At 66.8% G+C, this 20,097-nt stretch carries 24 protein-coding genes; 15 read left to right on the top strand and 9 right to left on the bottom strand.

Annotated features, from left to right (window positions below):
* Nucleotides 1–23: 23 nt before the first annotated feature.
* From ACZYZ9_RS17235 to ACZYZ9_RS17225, 3 genes are read left to right on the top strand one after another with little or no spacing between them, the layout of a single operon-like run.
* Nucleotides 24–1,004: a ribose-phosphate diphosphokinase gene (locus ACZYZ9_RS17235; protein WP_463827470.1), complete on the top strand. Its 981-nt coding sequence runs from the start codon at nucleotides 24–26 to the stop codon at nucleotides 1,002–1,004.
* Nucleotides 1,004–1,354: an arsenate reductase (glutaredoxin) gene (arsC, locus tag ACZYZ9_RS17230; RefSeq protein ID WP_463827469.1), complete on the top strand. Its 351-nt coding sequence runs from the start codon at nucleotides 1,004–1,006 to the stop codon at nucleotides 1,352–1,354. Before ACZYZ9_RS17235 ends, arsC begins: the two co-directional genes overlap by 1 nt.
* Nucleotides 1,351–2,001, top strand: a complete 651-nt coding sequence (locus ACZYZ9_RS17225; RefSeq protein ID WP_463827468.1) for an LpqN/LpqT family lipoprotein — start codon at nucleotides 1,351–1,353, stop codon at nucleotides 1,999–2,001. The genes arsC and ACZYZ9_RS17225 overlap by 4 nt, the downstream gene beginning before the upstream one ends.
* Before the next feature lie 12 nt (nucleotides 2,002–2,013).
* Here the strand turns inward: ACZYZ9_RS17225 and ACZYZ9_RS17220 are convergent, their stop codons facing one another.
* Nucleotides 2,014–2,457, bottom strand: a complete 444-nt coding sequence (locus ACZYZ9_RS17220; RefSeq protein WP_463827467.1) for a nitroreductase family deazaflavin-dependent oxidoreductase — start codon at nucleotides 2,455–2,457, stop codon at nucleotides 2,014–2,016.
* A 92-nt stretch (nucleotides 2,458–2,549) separates the two neighbouring features.
* Here ACZYZ9_RS17220 and ACZYZ9_RS17215 point away from each other — a divergent pair, with 92 nt between their 5' ends.
* The 3 genes from ACZYZ9_RS17215 (at nucleotide 2,550) to pth (ending at nucleotide 4,892) form a co-directional block, all read left to right on the top strand.
* Nucleotides 2,550–3,416, top strand: a complete 867-nt coding sequence (locus ACZYZ9_RS17215; protein ID WP_463827466.1) for an oxidoreductase — start codon at nucleotides 2,550–2,552, stop codon at nucleotides 3,414–3,416.
* A gap of 228 nt (nucleotides 3,417–3,644) precedes the next feature.
* Entirely contained in the window at nucleotides 3,645–4,310 is a 666-nt protein-coding gene (locus tag ACZYZ9_RS17210; protein ID WP_463827465.1) for a 50S ribosomal protein L25/general stress protein Ctc, read from the top strand.
* Between the two features lie 6 nt (nucleotides 4,311–4,316).
* Complete coding sequence (gene pth, locus ACZYZ9_RS17205) at nucleotides 4,317–4,892, top strand: aminoacyl-tRNA hydrolase (RefSeq protein WP_463827464.1); 576 nt, start codon at nucleotides 4,317–4,319, stop codon at nucleotides 4,890–4,892.
* Nucleotides 4,893–5,004: 112 nt separating this feature from the next.
* Here pth and ACZYZ9_RS17200 read toward each other — a convergent pair whose 3' ends face one another.
* From ACZYZ9_RS17200 to ACZYZ9_RS17180, 5 genes are all read right to left on the bottom strand, one after another.
* On the bottom strand, nucleotides 5,005–6,639 hold the full coding sequence (locus tag ACZYZ9_RS17200; RefSeq protein WP_463827463.1) for a fatty acyl-AMP ligase: 1,635 nt from the start codon (nucleotides 6,637–6,639) through the stop codon (nucleotides 5,005–5,007).
* A gap of 249 nt (nucleotides 6,640–6,888) precedes the next feature.
* Nucleotides 6,889–7,842, bottom strand: a complete 954-nt coding sequence (locus tag ACZYZ9_RS17195; RefSeq protein WP_463827462.1) for a 4-(cytidine 5'-diphospho)-2-C-methyl-D-erythritol kinase — start codon at nucleotides 7,840–7,842, stop codon at nucleotides 6,889–6,891.
* 37 nt (nucleotides 7,843–7,879) lie between these two features.
* Entirely contained in the window at nucleotides 7,880–8,815 is a 936-nt protein-coding gene (gene rsmA / locus ACZYZ9_RS17190) for a 16S rRNA (adenine(1518)-N(6)/adenine(1519)-N(6))-dimethyltransferase RsmA (RefSeq protein ID WP_463827461.1), read from the bottom strand.
* Nucleotides 8,788–9,915, bottom strand: a complete 1,128-nt coding sequence (locus ACZYZ9_RS17185; protein ID WP_463827460.1) for a transglycosylase family protein — start codon at nucleotides 9,913–9,915, stop codon at nucleotides 8,788–8,790. Before ACZYZ9_RS17185 ends, rsmA begins: the two co-directional genes overlap by 28 nt.
* A gap of 180 nt (nucleotides 9,916–10,095) precedes the next feature.
* Complete coding sequence (locus ACZYZ9_RS17180) at nucleotides 10,096–10,938, bottom strand: TatD family hydrolase (RefSeq protein ID WP_463827459.1); 843 nt, start codon at nucleotides 10,936–10,938, stop codon at nucleotides 10,096–10,098.
* 59 nt (nucleotides 10,939–10,997) lie between these two features.
* On the opposite strand from ACZYZ9_RS17180, the gene metG reads away from it, so the two are divergent.
* The 3 genes from metG to ACZYZ9_RS17165 all read left to right on the top strand — a co-directional run bounded on the left by metG (nucleotide 10,998) and on the right by ACZYZ9_RS17165 (nucleotide 13,615).
* Entirely contained in the window at nucleotides 10,998–12,551 is a 1,554-nt protein-coding gene (gene metG, locus ACZYZ9_RS17175; RefSeq protein ID WP_463827458.1) for a methionine--tRNA ligase, read from the top strand.
* 71 nt (nucleotides 12,552–12,622) lie between these two features.
* On the top strand, nucleotides 12,623–12,988 hold the full coding sequence (locus ACZYZ9_RS17170) for a PAS domain S-box protein (protein WP_463827457.1): 366 nt from the start codon (nucleotides 12,623–12,625) through the stop codon (nucleotides 12,986–12,988).
* 66 nt (nucleotides 12,989–13,054) lie between these two features.
* Entirely contained in the window at nucleotides 13,055–13,615 is a 561-nt protein-coding gene (locus tag ACZYZ9_RS17165) for an LbetaH domain-containing protein (RefSeq protein WP_463827456.1), read from the top strand.
* Here the strand turns inward: ACZYZ9_RS17165 and ACZYZ9_RS17160 are convergent.
* From ACZYZ9_RS17160 to ACZYZ9_RS17150, 3 genes are all read right to left on the bottom strand, one after another.
* A complete protein-coding gene (locus tag ACZYZ9_RS17160; RefSeq protein ID WP_463827455.1) occupies nucleotides 13,612–14,307 on the bottom strand; it encodes a TetR family transcriptional regulator in 696 nt (231 codons plus the stop codon). The genes ACZYZ9_RS17165 and ACZYZ9_RS17160 overlap by 4 nt on opposite strands.
* 131 nt (nucleotides 14,308–14,438) lie before the next feature.
* On the bottom strand, nucleotides 14,439–15,116 hold the full coding sequence (locus tag ACZYZ9_RS17155) for a TetR family transcriptional regulator (protein ID WP_463827454.1): 678 nt from the start codon (nucleotides 15,114–15,116) through the stop codon (nucleotides 14,439–14,441).
* Nucleotides 15,106–15,243, bottom strand: a complete 138-nt coding sequence (locus tag ACZYZ9_RS17150) for a hypothetical protein (RefSeq protein ID WP_463827453.1) — start codon at nucleotides 15,241–15,243, stop codon at nucleotides 15,106–15,108. The genes ACZYZ9_RS17155 and ACZYZ9_RS17150 overlap by 11 nt, the downstream gene beginning before the upstream one ends.
* 238 nt (nucleotides 15,244–15,481) lie before the next feature.
* Here ACZYZ9_RS17150 and ACZYZ9_RS17145 point away from each other — a divergent pair, with 238 nt between their 5' ends.
* From ACZYZ9_RS17145 to ACZYZ9_RS17120, 6 genes are all read left to right on the top strand, one after another.
* A complete protein-coding gene (locus ACZYZ9_RS17145) occupies nucleotides 15,482–15,781 on the top strand; it encodes a PE family protein (RefSeq protein ID WP_463827452.1) in 300 nt (99 codons plus the stop codon).
* Nucleotides 15,782–15,800: 19 nt separating this feature from the next.
* Nucleotides 15,801–16,979: a PPE family protein gene (locus ACZYZ9_RS17140; RefSeq protein ID WP_463827451.1), complete on the top strand. Its 1,179-nt coding sequence runs from the start codon at nucleotides 15,801–15,803 to the stop codon at nucleotides 16,977–16,979.
* A 154-nt stretch (nucleotides 16,980–17,133) separates the two neighbouring features.
* The gene (locus ACZYZ9_RS17135; protein ID WP_463827450.1) at nucleotides 17,134–17,931 is read left to right on the top strand and encodes a glycosyltransferase family protein; all 798 of its coding nucleotides are present in this window, start codon (nucleotides 17,134–17,136) and stop codon (nucleotides 17,929–17,931) included.
* The gene (locus ACZYZ9_RS17130; RefSeq protein WP_463827449.1) at nucleotides 17,928–18,593 is read left to right on the top strand and encodes a PIG-L deacetylase family protein; all 666 of its coding nucleotides are present in this window, start codon (nucleotides 17,928–17,930) and stop codon (nucleotides 18,591–18,593) included. The genes ACZYZ9_RS17135 and ACZYZ9_RS17130 overlap by 4 nt, the downstream gene beginning before the upstream one ends.
* Before the next feature lie 51 nt (nucleotides 18,594–18,644).
* The gene (gene rfbC, locus ACZYZ9_RS17125) at nucleotides 18,645–19,208 is read left to right on the top strand and encodes a dTDP-4-dehydrorhamnose 3,5-epimerase (RefSeq protein ID WP_463827448.1); all 564 of its coding nucleotides are present in this window, start codon (nucleotides 18,645–18,647) and stop codon (nucleotides 19,206–19,208) included.
* Nucleotides 19,209–19,244: 36 nt separating this feature from the next.
* Nucleotides 19,245–20,090 carry a WecB/TagA/CpsF family glycosyltransferase gene (locus ACZYZ9_RS17120; RefSeq protein WP_463827447.1) on the top strand — a complete coding sequence of 282 codons (846 nt, stop codon included), beginning with the start codon at nucleotides 19,245–19,247 and terminating at the stop codon, nucleotides 20,088–20,090.
* Nucleotides 20,091–20,097 lie beyond the last annotated feature (7 nt).

The following is a 20,097-nucleotide window of genomic DNA, read 5'->3' as shown; positions in this document are numbered from 1 at the left end:
CCCGACACGGCGAGGGCAGCACGTTGAGCCACGACTGGACCGACAACCGCAAGAACCTGATGCTGTTCAGCGGCCGCGCCCACCCGGAGCTGGCCGAGCAGGTAGCCAAGGAACTCGACGTTCACGTCACCGCGCAGACGGCGCGCGACTTCGCCAACGGCGAGATCTTCGTGCGGTTCCACGAGTCGGTGCGCGGCTGCGACGCCTTCGTGCTGCAGTCCAATCCGGTGCCGGTCAACACCTGGCTGATGGAACAACTGATCATGATCGACGCGCTGAAACGGGGCAGCGCCAAGCGGATCACCGCGGTCCTGCCGTTCTATCCCTACGCCCGGCAGGACAAGAAGCACCGCGGCCGCGAACCGATCTCGGCACGGCTGGTGGCCGACCTGCTGAAGACCGCGGGCGCCGACCGGATCGTGACCGTCGACCTGCACACCGACCAGATCCAGGGATTCTTCGACGGACCCGTGGACCACATGCGCGGGCAGAACCTGCTGACCGGCTACATCCGCGACAACTATCCCGACGGCAACATGGTGGTCGTCTCCCCCGACTCCGGGCGGGTCCGCATCGCGGAGAAGTGGGCCGACTCCCTCGGCGGCGTGCCGTTGGCGTTCATCCACAAGACCCGCGACCCCCGCGTGCCCAACCAGGTGGTGTCCAACCGCGTGGTCGGTGAGGTGCAGGGGCGCACCTGCGTGCTGATCGACGACATGATCGATACCGGCGGCACCATCGCCGGCGCGGTCAAGCTGTTGCGCGACGACGGCGCCAAGGATGTGGTGATCGCGGCCACCCACGGCGTGCTGTCCGACCCGGCCGCTGAGCGACTGGCCGCCTGCGGGGCGCGTGAGGTGATCGTCACCAACACTTTGCCGATCGGTGAGGAGAAGCGCTTCCCGCAGCTCACCGTGCTGTCCATCGCGCCGCTGCTGGCCAGCACCATCCGGGCGGTCTTCGAAAACGGCTCAGTCACAGGACTGTTCGACGGGGACGCGTAATGGGTTCTGGTCGCACCGTGATCTACCACAACCCTAAGTGCAGTACGTCGCGCAAGACGCTGGACTTGTTGCGGGACAACGGGTTAGAGCCTGAGGTCGTCCAGTATCTGAAGACGCCGCCCACTCGGGACGAATTGGTGCAGCTGATCGCCGATGCCGGCATCGAGGTGCGTGCCGCGGTGCGTAAACGCGAGTCTTTGTACACCGAACTTGATTTGGCCGACGCCGGTGACGACGAGTTGCTCGACGCGATGGCCGAGCATCCCAGCCTGATCGAACGGCCGTTCGTCGTCACCCCCAAGGGCACCCGACTGGCCCGACCGATCGATGCGGTCCGCGAGATTTTGTGAGAGACAAGCTTTTCAGCACCCTCGTGGTTACTGTCCTGGCGTTATCGGGGGTCGCCTGCGGCGCCAAAGCCCCCGACTATCAATCGATCTGGACGACCAGTGCGACTACCAGCGGGTCTGCCGAGCCGACGGCCCCGCCGGTCCCGTTGTCGAAATATCTTGAGGGTGAAGGAGTTACCGGTGAACCGGTCTCGCCAGGTGACCTGACCGATCTGACGGTGTCGATTCCCACGCCGCCCGGGTGGTCAGCACGCGGCGGCGATCCGAAGGTCACCGCCGCCAGAACAATGATCTCTAAGGGGAATAACTACCCGGCGGCAATCATGGTGGTAATCAGGCTGCGCGGAGAATTCAACCCTCGCGAGGCGATCAAGCACGCCAATGCCGATCTGCCGCAGGACTTCCACCAATTGGACGCGTCCACCGCTGATTTCAACGGCTTTCCCTCGTCGATGGTGCAGGGTACCTACGAGCTGAAGGGCGCGCGGATGCGCAGCTGGAACCGGGTGGTGTTGCCCACCGGTGCAGCGCCGGGAAATCAGCAGTATCTGGTGCAGCTGATCATCACCAGCCTGGCCGACGAGGCCGTCGCCGAGTCCAATGACGTCGAGGCGATCATCCGCGGCTTCGTGGTCGCCAAGAAGTAGCGCCGGTCCTCCTCAGGCCTTCGGTGTCAGCACAATCACCGGGATCGGCCGCGAGGTCTTCTTCTGGTACCCGATGTACCGGTCGGAGTTGTTGGCGTTGACGAGTTTCCACAGTCGCGCGTAGTCGGGATCATCGGGCAACACCGGGTGCGCGGTGACGGCCAACCGCTTTGCACCGACATTGATTTCGACGTTGGGGTCGGCCTTCAGATTGTGATACCAGCCGGGCGCCTTGGGATACCCGGCCTTCGACGCCACCACCAGGTAGTCGTCGCCGTCTTCGGCGTAGGTCAGCGTTGTCGTGCGCGGCTGACCCGTCTTGGCTCCCACCGTGTGCAGCAGCAGGTTGGGTGGCATCCCCGGCAACCGATGGCCTATCCGGCCGTTCGTGGCCTGATAGATCTTGTCGTGAATGCTGAGGAACTTGAAAAGCAACCGCTCGGACGAGGATGTCATCGCCTCAGTCTTATGGAGTCACGCCGCATTTGACCAGCCGGCAGAGCCGCCCTGTCCGAGGCCGCACTGTGCACGCCAATACAGTGGGGACCATGACTTGGACAGCTGCTGACCTTCCCTCGTTCGCCGGCCGCACCGTGATCGTCACCGGCGCCAACGGGGGGCTGGGCGCGGTCACCGCCCGCGAACTGGCCCGTACCGGCGCCACGGTCGTCATGGCCGTCCGCAACACCGAGAAGGGCGAGAAAGCCGCGGCCGAGATCGACGGTGATGTGCAGGTGCGCGCGCTGGACCTGCAGGATCTGTCCTCGGTGCGGCAGTTCGCCGAGAGCGTCGACGGCGCCGACATCCTGATCAACAATGCCGGGATCATGGGTGTCCAGTACGCCCTGACCACCGACGGCTTCGAGAGCCAGATCGGCACCAACCACCTCGGGCATTTCGCCTTGACGAATCTGCTGCTGCCCAAGCTCACCGACCGGGTGGTCACGGTGTCGTCGATCATGCACTGGCCGGGCCGGGTCGATCTGGACGACCTGAACTGGCAGCGCCGCAAGTATTCGCCCTGGCTGGCCTACTGCCAGTCCAAGCTGGCCAACCTGCTGTTCACCAGCGAACTGCAGAGGCGACTCGAGGGCGCCGGGTCGTCGCTGCGCGCAGTGGCGGCGCACCCGGGTTACTCGCGCACCCACCTGCAGGGAGCGTCCGGTCGCAAACTCGAGGACGCCGTCATGTCGACGGTGACCCGGTTCCTGGCCACCGACGCCGATTTCGGCGCCCGGCAGACGCTGTATGCGGCGTCCCAGGATGTGCTCGGTGACACGTTCATCGGGCCCCGCTTCGGCCAGTTCGGCCGCAGCCAGCCCGTCGCACGCAGCCGGGCCGCCAAGGACACGAACACCGCGACCAAGCTGTGGGAACTCTCCGAGCAGCTCACCGACACCAAGTTCGCGCTCTGAAGCCGCCCCAGAGTCGCTGACTCTGCGCCGACGGCGGGCGTCTCTCGTCCGAAGTCGCCACAGCCGCAGCGTCAACAGCCGGTCCCGAATTTCCGCCGCGACCCGCCGATGCGGTAACCTAGCCGGGCGTCACGGCGAGGGTGCACCGGTTCGACCAGCACCGTTATCGACGGAGACCGACAAATCGTCGCGTTCCTGGCCGTGCCCCGAAACACAGGAGCGACACACATGGCTAAAGCCACCGCCAACCAGCTCACCGCCACCGTGCGTACCGAGACCGGCAAAGGCGCCTCCCGCCGGGCCCGCCGCGAAGGCAGGATTCCCGCCGTTCTCTACGGCCACGGCAGCGAACCCCAGCACCTCGAACTGCCCGGCCACGACTTCGCCGCCGTGCTGCGCCACTCCGGCACCAACGCAGTGCTTAGCCTGGACATCGCCGGTAAGGAACAGCTGGCGTTGACCAAAGCGCTGGACATCCACCCGATCCGCCGCAGCATCCAGCACGCCGACCTGCTGGTCGTGCGCCGCGGCGAGAAGGTCACCGTGGAGGTCACCGTCGTGGTCGAGGGCGAAGCGGGTCCGGACACGCTGGTCACCCAGGACGCCAACGCCATCGAAATCGAGGCCGAGGCGCTGTCGATCCCCGAGCAGTTGACCGTCTCCGTTGAAGGCGCGACCGCCGGCACCCAGTTCACCGCCGGCCAGATCGAGCTGCCCAACGGTGTCAGCCTGGTCTCCGACCCCGAGCTGCTGGTCGTCAACGTGGTTCCGGCGCCGACCGCCCAGGACCTGGCCGAGGAGGGCGCGGGTGAGGAAGGCGAGGCCGCCGAGGAGGGCGCGGAAGCCGGCGACGAGGGCGGCGACGCCGACGCCGACCAGGCCGAGTCCGAGTAGGAAAGCGTGGCCGAACCGCTTCTGGTGGTCGGCCTGGGCAACCCGGGCGACAACTACGCCCGGACCCGCCACAACGTCGGCTTCCTGGTTGCCGACGTACTCGCCGCCAGAATCGGTGCAAAGTACAAGGTGCACAAACGTTCTGGCGCGGAGGTGAGCACCGGCCGGTTGGCCGGCCGGTCGGTGGTGCTGGCCAAGCCGCGCTGCTACATGAACGAGTCGGGGCGCCAGGTGGGGCCGCTGGCCAAGTTCTATTCGGTGCCCCCCGCCGACATCATCGTCATCCACGACGAGCTCGACCTGGAGTTCGGCCGCATCCGGCTCAAGCTGGGCGGCGGCGAGGGCGGCCACAACGGGCTGCGCTCGGTGGCATCGGCGCTGGGCAGCAAGGACTTTCAGCGGGTCCGGATCGGGATCGGCCGGCCGCCCGGACGCAAAGACCCGGCAGCCTTCGTGCTGGAGCCGTTCAACGCAACCGAACGCGCCGAAGTGCCGACCATCTGCGAGCAGGCCGCCGATGCCGCGGAGCTACTGATCGAACTGGGCCTCGAACCCGCGCAGAACCGGGTGCACGCCTGGTAGAAGCCAGATCCATTGTGCTAGCACTGCTTTGAGTGTGAACGCGGGGCGGGCGACACGCCGTGCCGAGCGCCACCGGCTCACACTCAAAGCCACCGGCTCACACCCGCCCGCGCTACGTAACCAGCGTGACCGAGTTGGCGCGGCGCAGCTTGCCCGACGGCGTCTTCGGGATGGTCCCGGGCCCCAGCACCACCACGTTGCGCGGACGCACGTCGACCTCCTTGACGACCTCGTGTGCCACGTCGTGCTCGATGCGACGCACCTCGGCCGGGTTCTCGAAAGCGTTCGACTCGACGGCCACGGCGAAGGACTCCCGCGAATGCCCGGCGTCGAGGCGGACCGCCACCGCGCAGCCGGGACGGACCCCGTCGACCCGACCCGCCGCCCGCTCGATGTCGGTCGGGTAGATATTGCGCCCAGCCATGATGATCACGTCCTTGACGCGGCCGCACACCACGACGTGGCCTTCGTCGGTGAGGTAGCCGAGGTCACCGGTGTCGTACCAGCCGTGCTCGTCCTGCGCCGGGATGAAGCCGCCCATGGTGATGTAGCCGGGCGTGAGGCACTCGCCGCGCAACTCGATGACACCGACGCCGCGCGACGGCATCACCGTGCCGTCCTCGTCGACGATGCGGGCTTCCAGATCCTGCAGCAGCGGCCCCAGCGTGGCCAGCCGGCGGGTATTGCCGTGGGTCGCGGGGACGGCCCGGCGCAGCGCGGCCAGCAGGTCGGCGTCGACCTCGTCGACCACCAGGCCGGAGTTGCACTTCGAGAACGACACGGCCAGCGTCGTCTCGGCCATGCCGTAGGCCGGCAGGATCGCCGACGACCGCAGCCCGAACGGCTTGCCGGCGTCCAGCAGGTCCTCGACGTCGGCGGGTTCGACCGGCTCGGCGCCGGACAACGCGAAACGCAGCGTGGACAGGTCGAACTGCCCCGGCTTGGCCTGCCGTCGCAGCCGCTTGGCCAGCAGCGCGTAGGCGAAGTTCGGCGCCGCCGTCATGGTGCCCCGGTACTTGTCGATCAACTTCGCCCACAGCAACGTGTCCCGCAGGAAGTCCATCGGGGTGACCTTGACCAGCTCCGCCCCGAAGAACATCGGGATGGTGAGGAAGCCGACCATGCCCATGTCGTGGAAGCAGGGCAGCCAGCTGACCATCACGTCTTTGTCGACGTCGTATTCGGCGCCGACGAACATCGCCTCGGCGTTGGAGTAGATGTTGCGGTGGGTGATCTGGACCGCCTTCGGCGAACCCGTCGAACCCGAGGTCAGCTGCATCAGCGCCAGGTCATCCTCGCCGACGTCGATTGGGTCGATGGGGTCCGACGCGAGCAGATCGGTGACTGTCAGGACCTTGATGCCCTTGTCTTCGAGCACCGGAATCGCCACCGTGAACGGCTCGGAGACGATCACGGCCTTGGCCTCGATCATCCCGATCACCGTCATGGTGTCCTCGGCCCACACCGCCAGGTCTGTCCGCGGCGTCGGCTGGTGCAGCATGGTCAGGCTGGCGCCGCGCATCCACAGGCCCTGCGCGGTCGGCGCGATCTCCACCGGGAAACCCGCGAGGACGCCGACAGCGTCGCCGAGACCTACGCCCGCGGCGGCCAGCCCGCCGGCAATGCAGCGGGCCCGCTCGTGCACCTCGCCCCAGGTGTGCCGGATGGGTTCGTGGGGTTCACCGGTGACCATGCCCGTCGTCGCGGTGCGGGCACTGCGGTACATCTTCTCGGTAAACCTGCTCACGCAAACCTCCTCGGTTCCAGCGCATCCCCAAGGTCCGGGTTTTCATGTTGCACCCGCCAGATCTCGCTTGAGGGCAGGCGCGCACACATTTTGGGGAGCGGTTAGGTCTCGATTTGGTGATGAACGCGGTCCTGCGCTGGGTTTGCTTTTGCCAACCGTGACTCGTCACCGCGGCTTATCTTAAGCAACTCTTAAGTAACTGCCAAACGGTGACGGGATTTGAGTGCGATCTCACATCGACGACGGCCGTCAGGCACCGTCGGCGGGGGTCGGCACCACCCGGGCTCCCGGCACCGGACCGGTGGCGACCCGGACCGTGCGGCACACCCCTGCCCCGGTCAGCTGCGTGGCGACATCGACCGCCGCCTCCGCGGAGGCGCACAGAAAGGCGCAGGTCGGACCCGAACCGGACACCAGGCCCGCCAGCGCGCCCGCATCCACTCCCGCCCGCAGCGCCCGGCGCAACGCCGGGTCCAGACTGACCGCCGCGGCCTGCATCTCGTTGCCCAACAGCGGCGCGAGCTGGTGCGGGTCCCCGGCCGCCAGGGCCGCCAGCACGGGGCCCGCCTCGTCCAGCCGGGGCGGATCGCCCACCTCTCGAAGCCGGTCCAACTCCCCGTATACCGTCGCGGTCAGCAACTCGCTGTCGGCGAACGCCAGCACCCAGTGGAACGTGTTGCGCGACAACACCGTAGCGAGCTCCTCGCCGCGCCCCGTGCCCAGCGCGGTGCCACCGTGCAGCGCGAACGGCACGTCGCTGCCCAGCTGGCTGGCGAGCAGGCGCAGATCACGGCGCGGCAGGTTCAGTTCCCACAGCGAATTCATCGCCACCAGCACCGCGGCCGCATCGGCACTGCCGCCGGCCATGCCACCGGCCACCGGGATGGATTTGTCGATCAGGACGGAGACGTCCGGCGCCCGGCCCACGTGCTCGGCCAGCAGCTCGGCGGCCTGCCAGGCCAGGTTGCGCTCGTCGGTGGGCAGCTTGTCGGCGCCTTCGCCGACCAACTCCAGCGACAGCACGTCGGCGTTGCGCACCGTGACCTCGTCGAACAGCGAGACAGCGTGGAACACCGTCGTCAGCTCGTGATAGCCGTCATCCCGCCGGTCACCGACGGCCAGATAGAGGTTGACTTTGCCCGGCACCCGCACGGTGACCGACCCGGTGGGCACCCACAACTCGGCGGTGTTGCTCTCAGACATCCGCGACCACCGCAGCAGACTATCGCGGCGCATCCCGTCAGCCGGCCGAGACCTGTGCGGGATCCTCCCCGCCCCCGGGGTGGTCTGACGCCGACTCGGAACGCTGCAGCAACCGCACGAAATCCTCGATCGACAGCGTCTCACCGCGCCGGGCGGGGTCGATGCTGGCGGCAAGCAGCCGACTCGCGGACTCGTTGCCGGAACCGGCCCACTGCACGAAGGCGTTGCGCGACGTCTTACGCCGCTGACCGAAGGCGATGTCGACCAGCTCGAAGACGCGCCGGCGGAACGCTTCGTCGGTGGGCCACGGCGACGTCTCGTGGCGGTCGATGCGCACCAGCCCCGAATACACCCGCGGGATGGGCCAGAACACCGTCGGCGGCACCGTGCCGCAGCGGCGTACCCGGCCGTAGAAACCCATCTTGACGCTGGGCACCCCGTATTCCTTGCCACCGGGATCGGCAGCCAGCCGTTCGGCCACCTCGGCCTGCACCATGACCGTCACGACACGGATGGAGGGAAATTCCGCGAGCAGATGCAGCAGCGCCGGCACCGCCACGTTGTAGGGCAGGTTGGCCACCACCGCGGTGGGTTGCACGTCGAGTTCTTCGCGACGCAGCGACAGCACGTCGCGGTTGATCACCGAAAATCGCTGCATCTCACTGTGGGAATGTTCGGCGATGGTCTGCGGCAGCCGGGCCGCCAGCACCGGATCGATCTCGACGGCGGTGACGGTCGCGCCGCGGTCCAGCAGCGCCAGCGTCAGCGACCCCAGCCCCGGCCCGACTTCGAGGACCACATCGGACTTGCCGACGCCGGAGGCCGTCACCACGCGGCGCACCGTGTTGGCGTCGTGAACGAAGTTCTGTCCGAGTGATTTCCGTGGCCGCAGATCAAGCTCTTTGGCCAGCCGCCTGATTTCGGTGCGTCCGAGCAGCCGGATCGTCAGCGCGCACCCACCCGGCCACTGCACACGGGCCAGGCACCCCAACCTTGGCGCTGCCGGGTCACCTCGGCGACGGCGATTTGTTCCTCCCGGGTGGCCAGGTCGGCCCGGGGCGCGTAACGCAGCCCGCCGTTGGCCTCCCAGGTGCCCTGGTCGAACTGCACGCCGCCGTAGAAGCCGTTGCCGGTGTTGATCGCCCAGTTCCCGCCGGCCTCGCAGCCCGCCAGCGAGTCCCAGACGCCACCGTCGCTGACCGGGGGAACCTCGGTGCCGGGCTTGGTGCCGACCCGGACCACGGCTTCGCGGGCCGGGGCCAGCACCGTGTTGGCGATCGGCAGGCGACCGGTTTCGACACCGTTGACCTCAGCCACCGCGAAGGTCACCTCCTGGGTGCCGGGGCTGCCCGGGTCCTCGACGACCTGGCGGCTCATGTTCAGCTCCGGGTCCTCGATGCGCCGCGCCGGGGGCGGCAGCGGCATCTGCTCGGTGACCCGCTGGATGCGGTTGCGGGTGACCTGGATCTGCATGCCGTCGACGACGGGCGCGTTGGCGGCGGGTACTACCTGGTCGCTGTCCTGCAGGGGGGCGCCGGCCGCGGCGAGCAACCCGGCGACGTTGGGCGCGGGCAGGTGCACCGTGCGCTGCACGCCGCCGTCGTCGATCTGGACCGTCTTGGCGCTGACCACCGGCAGAGCCATGCCGTTCAACGGGACGCGGCTGGCCCGGGATGCGGCGGCGGGGGCGGTGTCGGTCATCGCCAACTGCGCCAGCGCCTCGTCCACGGTGGACGCGGTGGTCCACACCTGCCGGGAGTTCTGGCCGTCCAGAGTGATCTGCAGCGGGCGGCTGCGGCGCAGCACGATGGTGGCGGCGTCGCCGACGGAGACGTCCCCGGCGGGGTAGAGGTCGTCCCGCGCGTCCACGTCGAAGCCGTTCTCCGCCATGATGTCGCTGACCCGCGACTTCATCGTGTTGACCTGGATGGACGTGCCGTCCACGGTCAAGGTCACCGTCTTGGACGCGGACACGGCGAAGCCGCCGGCGAATGCCAGTACCACTAATAAAGCGCCAACCACCAGGCGCAACATCGGCGATTCAGTTTGATGAAGTTTAGTAAGCAGATTCAATGTCTAATCCCAGTTAGTCCCGACCTACAGCGACCGTTACGCAGCAACAACTCAGCATTGAGCTACCGACCATATTCAGCTGAAATGACAAAATGGGCCCAGAGGCCCACCCGTACGATCACAAGACGGTAACGAAACGTCGGGTGCTGAGCAACTCGAGCATGTCGAATTCAGGACCGTTCAGCGGCCGCACCCCTGCAGTCCGTAGGCCCTTACCGCATTGCTGGCAGTAATCTGCGCCAGCTCCTCGGCCGGCCGGTCGACCAGCTCAGCCAGGGCGCGAACGGTATACGGCAGGCAGTAAGGCTCATTTGCTGCACCGCGGTACGGGTGCGGCGTCAAAAATGGCGCGTCGGTCTCCACCAGAAGCTGCTCCACCGGTATCAGCAGGGCGGCCTCGCGCAACTCTCGAGCATTGCGAAAGCTCACCGTCCCGGACAGGCTCAGCAACCATCCGGCGGCTACGCACTCCCGGGCCATCGCGCTGTCCGAGGAGAAGCAGTGCATGATCACGGTGTCGGGAGCGCCTTCGGCGCGCAGCACGTCCAGCACGTCGCGGTCGGCCTGCCGATTGTGGATCATCAGCGGCTTGCCCAGCCGTTTGGCCAGATCGATGTGCCACGCGAAGGCCTCGCGCTGCACCTGCGGCTGCGCGCAACCGTCGAGCCGGCCGGGCCAGTACAGGTCCATTCCCGTTTCGCCGACGGCCACCACCCGCGGGTGGGCCGCGAGTTCCTCGATCTCGGCGCGGGCCGCCCCGGTGAGCGCATCGGCGCGGGTGGGGTGCAGGGCCACCGCACCGTAAACCCGGGAGTCCCACTCGGTCGCGTCGGTGACCCAGCGGGCCGAGTCCATGTCGTCGGCGATGGTGACCACCGCCACCACGCCGACGGCGGCCGCGCGGTCGAGGATCGCGCGCACGTCGGCCGCGTCGACCGCGCCGCAGGCATCGAGGTGGGTGTGCGCGTCGATCAACGGCGAGAGCGGTTCCGGCGGCGGCGGTGCTGCGCGGGTGGGGCTCACGTTGCACACCCTCTCACGTCGCGCCCACGCACCCGCCGCACCCAATAGGGTGAATCCCGATGAAGCCCTACTACGTCACCAACGCCATCACCTATCCCAATGCCGCGCCGCATCTGGGGCACGCCTATGAGTTCATCTCCAGCGACGTCATCGCACGCTTCAAGCGCCTCGACGGCTTCGACGTGCGGTACCTGACCGGCACCGATGAGCACGGACTCAAGATGGCCCAGGCCGCGGCGGCCGAAGGATTGCCCACCGCCGCGCTGGCGCGCCGCAACTCCGACGTCTACCAGCGGCTGCAGGAGAAGCTGAACATCTCGTTCGACCGGTTCATCCGCACCACCGACGCCGACCATCACGAGGCGTCCAAGCAGATCTGGCAGCGCATCGAGGCCGCAGGCGACATCTATCTGGACGCGTACTCAGGCTGGTACTCGGTGCGCGACGAGCGGTTCTTCGTCGAATCGGAGACCACGGTCGTCGACGGAACCCGGATCGCCGTGGAGACCGGCACCCCGGTCACCTGGACCGAGGAGCAGACGTATTTCTTCCGGCTGTCGGCGTACGCCGACAAGCTGCTGGCCCACTACGAGGCGAATCCCGATTTCATCGGACCCGACGTGCGCCGCAACGAGGTGGTCAGCTTCGTCTCCGGCGGGTTACGCGACCTGTCCATCTCGCGGACGTCGTTCGACTGGGGCGTGCAGGTGCCGGGACATCCCGACCACGTGATGTACGTCTGGATCGACGCATTGACGAATTACCTTACCGGCGTTGGCTTTCCGGATACCGAATCGGAGTCGTTCCGCCGGTACTGGCCGGCCGACCTGCACATCATCGGCAAGGACATCATCAGGTTTCACGCCGTCTACTGGCCCGCGTTCCTGATGTCGGCCGGAATCGCGCTGCCTCGAAGGGTTTTCGCGCACGGATTCCTGCTCAACAGTGGCGAGAAGATGAGCAAGTCGGTGGGCAACATCGTCGACCCGGTGGCTCTGGTCGACACATTCGGGGTGGACCAGATCCGCTACTTCCTGATGCGCGAAGTGCCGTTCGGTCAGGACGGCAGTTACAGCGACGAGGCCATCATCACGCGGATCAACACCGACCTGGCCAACGAGTTGGGAAACTTGGCGCAGCGGTCGTTGTCGATGGTGGCCAAGAACTTGAACGGGACGGTGCCCGATCCCGGTGAGTTCATCGGCGCCGACACCGAACTGCTGACGACGGCCGACGGGTTGCTGGAGCGGGTGCGCGCACATTTCGACACTCAGTCGATGCACCTTGCGCTGGAAGCTATTTGGCTGATGCTCGGCGATGCCAACAAGTACTTCTCGGCGCAGCAGCCCTGGGTGTTGCGCAAGAGCGAAACCGATGCCGACCAGGACCGGTTCCGCACGACGCTCTACGTCACCTGCGAGGTGGTCCGCATCGCGGCGCTGCTGGTCGCTCCCGTGATGCCGGAGTCGGCCGCGAAGTTGCTCGACCTGCTGGGCCAGCCCGACGATCAGCGGTCGTTCAGCGCGATCGGTACACGACTGAGACCGGGCACCGAACTGCCGGCGCCGGCCGGGGTTTTCCCGCGGTATCAGGCTCCCACCGAAGTCGGGTGAAGTGAAGTTTCGCCGTAGGCCATAATCGGGCTGTGGAGCGCAGACGGACTCGGCAGGTCAGCCAATCGCCGATGACCACCCTCAAGCAGCTGCCTGCTCTGGTGGTGCTGGAACGGATCCCGGTTCCCGTCCTTGCTGTCGCCGACGACGGCAGCATCCTGTTCACCAATACGGCATTTGCACAGATGGTGGGCTGCGAGCCCGAAGAGGTCCTGACGCTGAGGTTCCACGAGATCTTCCACCAGGCTCCCGAATCGGAGTCATCACTGCTCTCCTTCGTGCACGCCCTGGCGAACATGGTGGTGGAACTGGCACATAAGGACGGCTCGGTGGTGCGGGCCCTGATGAGCCGCTCGGCGGTGATGCGCGCCGACGACAAGTTCGCCCTGGCCGCTTTCCAGGACCTCACCGAGCAGTTGTGGGAAGAGGAACGCTGAGGCACCTGCCTCAGACTGCAAGTCACGCTCTACCCATTTTCTGATACTTGTAGTATGGTTTGGCGGGTGATCAGGACGCGCAGTGACCTTGACGCCTACCTGGCGGCGGATTTGCAGGCACAAGGCTTGGAGCGCTGGCGGCATCGCTACCGCATCACCCAACGCGCGCCGTACTTCCAGCGGATGCTGCGCAAAACCGAATACTGGACGAACACCGCCCGGACGCCGGCCGGTCACCTCGTCGCCGCCTACTTGCGGCTGCGATTGAAATTTCTGGGCGAGAAACTCGGCTTCGGCATCTCGCTGAATTCGTTCGGGCCGGGCCTATCGGTTGCCCATGTCGGCTGGGTGCACGTCCATCACCTCGCCAGAATCGGCGCGAACTGCCGGATTCATCAGGGAGTCACCATCGGTGAAGGGCGACCCGGCGAGTATCCGACCATTGGCGACGACGTGTTCATCTTTCCCGGCGCGGTAATCCTCGGTGTCGACGTCGGCAGCCGCGTCGGGATCTATGCGGGCGCGGTCGTCACCAAGCCGGTGCCCGACGACGTCGACGTCGCCGGCGTCCCGGCCCGCATCATCAGGGACCGCCGGCCCAGTAACGCCGCGAGCGCAGTCGGCTAGTTGCCGTCCGGCACGACGGCGATACTGGGACGGTTGTGGCGCATCGCCTCTCGGGCCAGGAACTGCTGGAAGTACGGCAGCGATGCGTCGGAGGCAACGCCGGGCAGCAGTAGCAGCCAGATCTGGCTCAGTTGCGAGGTGCGTTCGGTTCGCGGACCGTCTGTGCTGCGGCCGCGCGCCATCGCGATGGACAGCAGGCGCGTTCCGACCATCGCCCCGACGATCACCTCGCTGAGTGCGACCGGGTCGACGTCTTCGCGCAGATCACCTTCGGCGATTGCCCGACGCGCCTGCGCGGTCACCTCGGCAACCCAGGCCGAACAGGAGCGCGCCGCCGCGTCGTTGTATCCGCTCAGCGCGGCGACCAGTTGGCCGGCCGCGCGGGCCGTCTTGTCCGCATTGAGCACCGCGGCGATGGCGAACGTGCCGTGGATCATGTTCTCCAGGGCCGGAGACGCCGATCCGCAGACGTTGCGAAACGCTGCGAGCAGAACCTCGGCACCCTCGTCGATGATGTCGGAGGCCAGGGCTTCCTTCGAATCGAAATGGTGGTAGAGCGCGCCCTTGGTCATGCCGGTTCGCTCGATGATCGTGCCCCAGCCGGCCGCGGCATACCCGACTTCGCTGAAAACGTCGATCGCGGAATCGAGGATCTTCCGGCGGGTCACCTCAGACCGAACCTGGCGCGCCATATCCCGCCCTCCGCAGCATGTTCTTCCGGTTAGGCTCCGGACCTGCACGTCTCGTTCTTCCTGGTCAGCGGGTAAGCCTAACAGCCGCCGGAGCGGCGTCTCTGACTATGCGTGGTTTCGTTCCGCGCCGTTCACCGCGCGGACGGGGACGCCCCGGCGGCAGAGATGGCCAGCGCGGTGCGCCGACGGACGAATTGGGTGAAGTAATCGAGCCGGTCGGGTTCCAGGATCCCCGCCAGCACCAGCATGCAGTTTCTTTCCAGATCGAGCAGGTAGCGCTGCGGATCGTCGAGGTCGCTGGTCTGTCGCAGCCCCATGTACATCGATACGATGAGCCGCCCCACGTCACGCGGTTCCCAGCGGGCAGCGACATCACCTTCGGCGATCGCCCTCTCGACGACCCCGGCCAGCATCTCCATCCAGCCGTTGAGCAGTTGCGCCTGCAGCCCCTCTGTCCGCCCGACCGTCTCGAGCAGGTGCGACGCGGCCCGGGCCACATCCGTTGTCATGTCCTGGACAGCGGCCAGGTAGCAGAAGTCGACCAGGGTCTCCAAGCCGGAAAGGTGCCTGGCCAGCAGATCGTCGACCGCCGTCCGCCCCGCCGAGGTGTGCTGGTTGATGATGGCAACCGCAAGCGCGTGCTTGGACCGGAAGTGGAAGTACATCGCGCCTTTGGTCAGTTCGGCTTCGGCGAGAATATCGTCCAGGCCGACATCGTGGTAGGGACGTCGAGCGAACTGGTGTGCGGCGGCCCGCAGAATATGTTGCCGGGTGGTGTCGGCCCGTCCGTCGGCCTGTTCAGTCGTCATACGACCCGTTGGTCGGGTGACCCGCCGAGACCGCGGCGTCGCCCCTGGCACCGATGCGCGTCGCTTCCACCATCACGATGCCTTCCTCGAGCGGACCGCCGGGTTCGTAGGACGAAGGTACCGGCACTTATGCCTCACGTAGCAATTACACGCCACTGCGAGGTTAGCAGTCTGGTCCTGATCCGATGTGTTCTACGCCACACAAGACCGGAAAACCCCTCTACAAATACTTGAAGTCAATCTGAGGACTCGCGAGCGTACAAAAAGTATGTATAGTTCGGTTTGAACAGGATGCTGGTTTGGGCAACCGGGAGCCGGAAGCCGCGACGCGGTCGAGATCGAGTCCGATGGATGGGGAGGGGCGCATGTCGTTCGTTACCACGCACCCAGAAGTGTTAGCGGCCTCGGCCGGTTCCTTGCAAGGTATCGGCGCCGCCGTCAGCACAGGCAGCGCTGCCGCAGCGATACCCACGACCAGCCTGGCCCCGGCGGCGGCCGACGAAGTATCCGCCCTGACCGCGATGCAGTTCGCCGCACACGGGCAGATGTACCAGGCCGTGAGCGCTCAGGCCGCCGCAATTCACCAGATGTTGGTGCAGACCATGCAGGTCAGCGCGGAATCCTATGGCGCCACAGAGGCCGCCAACGTAGCTGCGACCAGTTGACGCACGGGGGATAAGAGCAATGGACTATGGGGCACTGCCACCGGAGATCAACTCCGCGCGGATGTACCTCGGCGCAGGCGCGGCACCCTTGCTGACGGCTGCCGTGGCATGGGACGAGCTGGCGGCCGAACTGCAGACGGCGGCTTCGTCGTACTCGTCGGTGATCAGCGGCCTGACCAGTGGACCCTGGTTGGGTCCCGCGGCGATCGCCGCGGCGGCAGCGGCCACCCCTTATGCGGTCTGGGTCGGAACGACCGCAGCCCAGGCCGAGCAGGCAGCCAGCCAGGCCAGGGCCGCAGTCGGCGCCTATGAGGCCGCCTACGCCATGACGGTCCCCCCGGCGGTGGTCGCCGCCAACCGGACGCTGTTGGCGGCATTGGTCGCCACCAATTTCTTCGGTCAGAACTCGCCGGCCATTGCAGCCACCGAGGCGCACTACAGCGAGATGTGGGCGCAGGACGCCCTGGCCATGTACAGCTATGCGGCCAACTCGGCTGCGGCTACCACGCTCGCACCGTTCGAGGCGCCGCCGCAGGTCACTGATGCAGCTGGGCTGGCCAGCCAGGCCACCGCGGTGTCCGAGGCCACCGGCGAGGCCGCCGCCACCCAGACCACGCTGTCCTCGTTGGTGAACTCGCTGCCCACCGCGTTGCAGGGCCTGGCGGCCCCGACCTCGCTGGCTTCGGCGGAGTCCGCTGCCGCGGCGGCCGTCCTGCCGACCAGCAGCGCGATGTCCAGCGGCGACATGGCCAATTATCTGAACATCGCGGTCATGCCGCTCTTCGCGCTGAGCAGCCTGTTGAGCATTGCCCAGACCATGCAGGGCATGGCCCAGACGGCCGGCGTGGTGGCCGGTGAAGTGGCCGCCGAGGCAGCAGAGGCCGCGGCGGGGGCGGCCGCCGCAGGTGCGGAGGCTGCCGGTGCGGGCGCATTGGGTGCGATGGGTCAGGCCGCGAGCCTCGGCTCCCTGTCGGTGCCGCCGACGTGGACCAGCGTGATTCCGACGGCGCACCTGACCGGCATCAGCTCGGCACTGCCGGGAGCCAACGGCGCCGCCCTGGGGGCGGTGCCGCCGAGTCTGCTGGGCGGCATGCCGCGCGGTGCAGCGGCCGCGGGCCCGGCTCCCGGCCCCCGATACGGCCTGGTTCCCACCGTGATGGCGCAGCCGCCGTCAGCGGGCTACGGCGCCGTGCTGTGACCCGGAGCTGACGCGAGTCCCTGCACCGGAACAAGGACAATCCAGTCGATAACAAACTCAACGTTGATTTTTACGCTATAAACCATCTTAATAGTATGTATACTGAGTAGTAACTAGTGGCCGAGTTTGTCGGTCCGCCTGGAAGGGGCACGGAATGAAGGTCGTACTTTTTTGCGGCGGTTACGGCATGCGGATGCGCAGCGCCGACGGCGACCTGATTCCCAAACCCCTGCAAATGGTGGGCCCCCGCCCGTTGCTGTGGCACGTGATGCGTTACTACGCGCACTACGGGCACACCGAGTTCATCCTGTGCCTGGGCTACGGCCAGGCCATGGTCAAGGATTTCTTCGTCAACTACCGCGAGACCGAGTCCAACGACTTCGTCATGCGCGGCGGCAACGTCGAGCTGCTCGACACCGACATGTCGGACTGGACCATCACCTTCGTCGACACCGGCTTGGAGTCACCGATCGGCGAGCGGCTGCGGCGGGTCCGCAAGTACCTCGGCAACGACGAGTACTTCCTGGCCAACTACGCCGATGTGCTCACCGATGCCCCGCTGGACACCATGATCGACCGATTCCACGACGCGGGCGCCGCAGCGTCGATGCTGGTGGTCCCCCCGCAGTCATCGTTCCACTGCGTCGACGTCAGCACCGACGGCGACATCAAAGAGATCGCCCCCATCGCCAAGTTCCCCATCTGGGTCAACGGCGGTTACTTCGTGCTGCGCCAGGACGTCATCGACCTGATCCCGGAGAACGGCGACCTGGTCGGCGATGCGTGCATGACGCTGGCGGGCACCGGCCGGCTGCTGGGCTACCAGCACGACGGCTTCTGGAAGCCGGCCGACACGTTCAAGGAGCGCGCTGAACTCGACGCCGACTACAACAGAGGCATCCGTCCCTGGGCGGTCTGGGAAGCACCGGTCGCGGCGGGCCAATCGGCATGATGCCACTGTCGTTGGGCACCGGGATCGGTTCCGTTGCCGTAATCGGCGCGCACTGCGACGACATCGCGATCGGCGCGGGTGCCACCCTGATGCACCTCGAGCGCAACAACCCCGGCCTGGTCGTCCACGCCCTGGTGCTCACCGGCGCGGGCACCGAACGCGAGGTCGAGGAAAAGAGCGCTCTGGCAGCACTTCTGCCGCAGGCCGACGTGCGTCTGACCGTGACAGACCTACCCGACGGGCGATTGCCGGAACACTGGGGATCGGTCAAGAGGCACCTCGCCGACTTCCGCCGCAGCTGCGAGCCGGACCTCGTCCTCGGACCACAGCGCGGTGACTACCACCAGGATCATCGTCTGCTCGCCGAGCTGCTTCCCACCGAGTTCCGGGCGCACCTGGTGCTGGGCTACGAAATCTTGAAGTGGGAGTCGGATCTACCCAATCCCACGTTCTACGTGCCGATTCCAGACGAGCTGGCGCAGCAGAAGGCCCAGCTGTTGGCCGAGTCCTACCCGTCACAGCTGGGGCGGGACTGGTTCGACGACGAGACGTTCCTCGGCTTGATGCGGATCCGGGGCGTGCAGTGCCGCGCCCGGTACGCGGAGGCATTCGTAGTGGAAAAAGCCGTGCTGGATCCGACCGTCGGGACGCGGCGCAGCTAGCCAGTACCGCGAACCACCGCACCGAATCAGCAGAGGGGACAAGAGATCCGCATGAAATACACACCCACCAGCGTTGCGGGCGTGACGATCGTCGACATCGAACCACACCGCGACCACCGCGGGTTCTTTTCGCGGGTATTCTGCGCCGAGGAATTCGCGCAGCACGGCCTTATCGCCGAGGTGTCCCAGACCAGCATCTGCTTCAACCAGACCCGGGGCACCGTGCGCGGTCTGCACCGCCAGCTGCCGCCGCACGCCGAGGCGAAACTGGTGCGCTGCATTCGCGGTGCCATCGCCGACGTCGCCGTGGACGTGCGGCCGACATCGCCGACCTACGGCAAGCATGTGATGGTGGAACTGAGCGCCGACAACCACCGCGCGCTGTTCCTGCCCCCGTACGTCGCCCACGGCTTCCAGACCCTGACCGACGACACCGAGATCATCTACCAGATCAGCGGTCCCTACGTGCCGGGCAGCGAAGAGAACTTCCGCTGGAACGAACCGACCTTCGCCATCCAGTGGCCGCTGCCGGTCACCGTCATCTCCGAAAAGGACGCCAGCTGGCCGCTATTGGAATCGATCGCACTGACCGAGCCACACAGCGAGGCGTCATGACCGACACACACGAAACACGTTCGGGCTAGGTCGAATATGACGCACGACACCCTCCCCCGGGCCGCCGTCCGCATGGTCGTCAGCGGCAGCATCGTCGAACGCTGCAAAACCGACGAAGTGTTGTCGATCATCGGGTCGCGCCTCGACTCGCCGTCCGGCCGCGGGCTGGCGGTAGGCTCGGTCAACCTCGATCACCTGCATCATTTCCGCACGGTGGCCGCCGCTCCCGCTGGACAACTGGAATGGCTGCTGCTCGCCGACGGTATGCCGATCGCGTGGCGGGGTCAGTTGCTGACCGCACAGCCGTGGCCCCGTGTGACCGGAGCAGACCTGCTGCCCGCCGTGCTGGCGCTGGCCGAAGCGGGCGGGCACCGCGTCGGCTTCTTCGGCGGCACCGCCCAGACGCATCAACGGCTGGCCACCCGGCTGCGGGAAAGCTATCCCGCACTGGTGATCTCGGGCATGTGGGCGCCGGGCGCCGACGACATCGAAAAACGTTCAACGTCCTTGTGTGCGGCGATCCGTGCCGCCCGCACCGACATCCTGATCGTGAGCCTAGGCAAGCCGCGCCAGGAACAGTGGGTCGACCAGCACGGACACGCCACGGGCGCAAAGGTTTTCCTGCCGTCGGGCGGTGCCATCGACTTTCTGGCCGGCACCACCAACCGGGCGCCGCAGTGGATGCAACGGTCCGGGCTGGAGTGGCTGTACCGGTTGACCCGCGAACCGCGGCGGCTGGCCCGCCGGTACCTGTTGCAGGGACCGATCGCGCTGCTGCGCGCCGCGCGCGCCCAGCTCATCTGTTACCCCGGCGTCCACTATGTCGCCACCCCAGCCCACGTCGAAACCTCCGGCACCGCAACCGAAGCGGTGCCCGCATGACCGAGGG

Source organism: Mycobacterium sp. IDUB_28 (assembly GCF_055419285.1).
The sequence above is the reverse complement of the archived record's forward strand: the minus strand, read 5'-3'. Positions and strand labels throughout refer to the sequence as shown.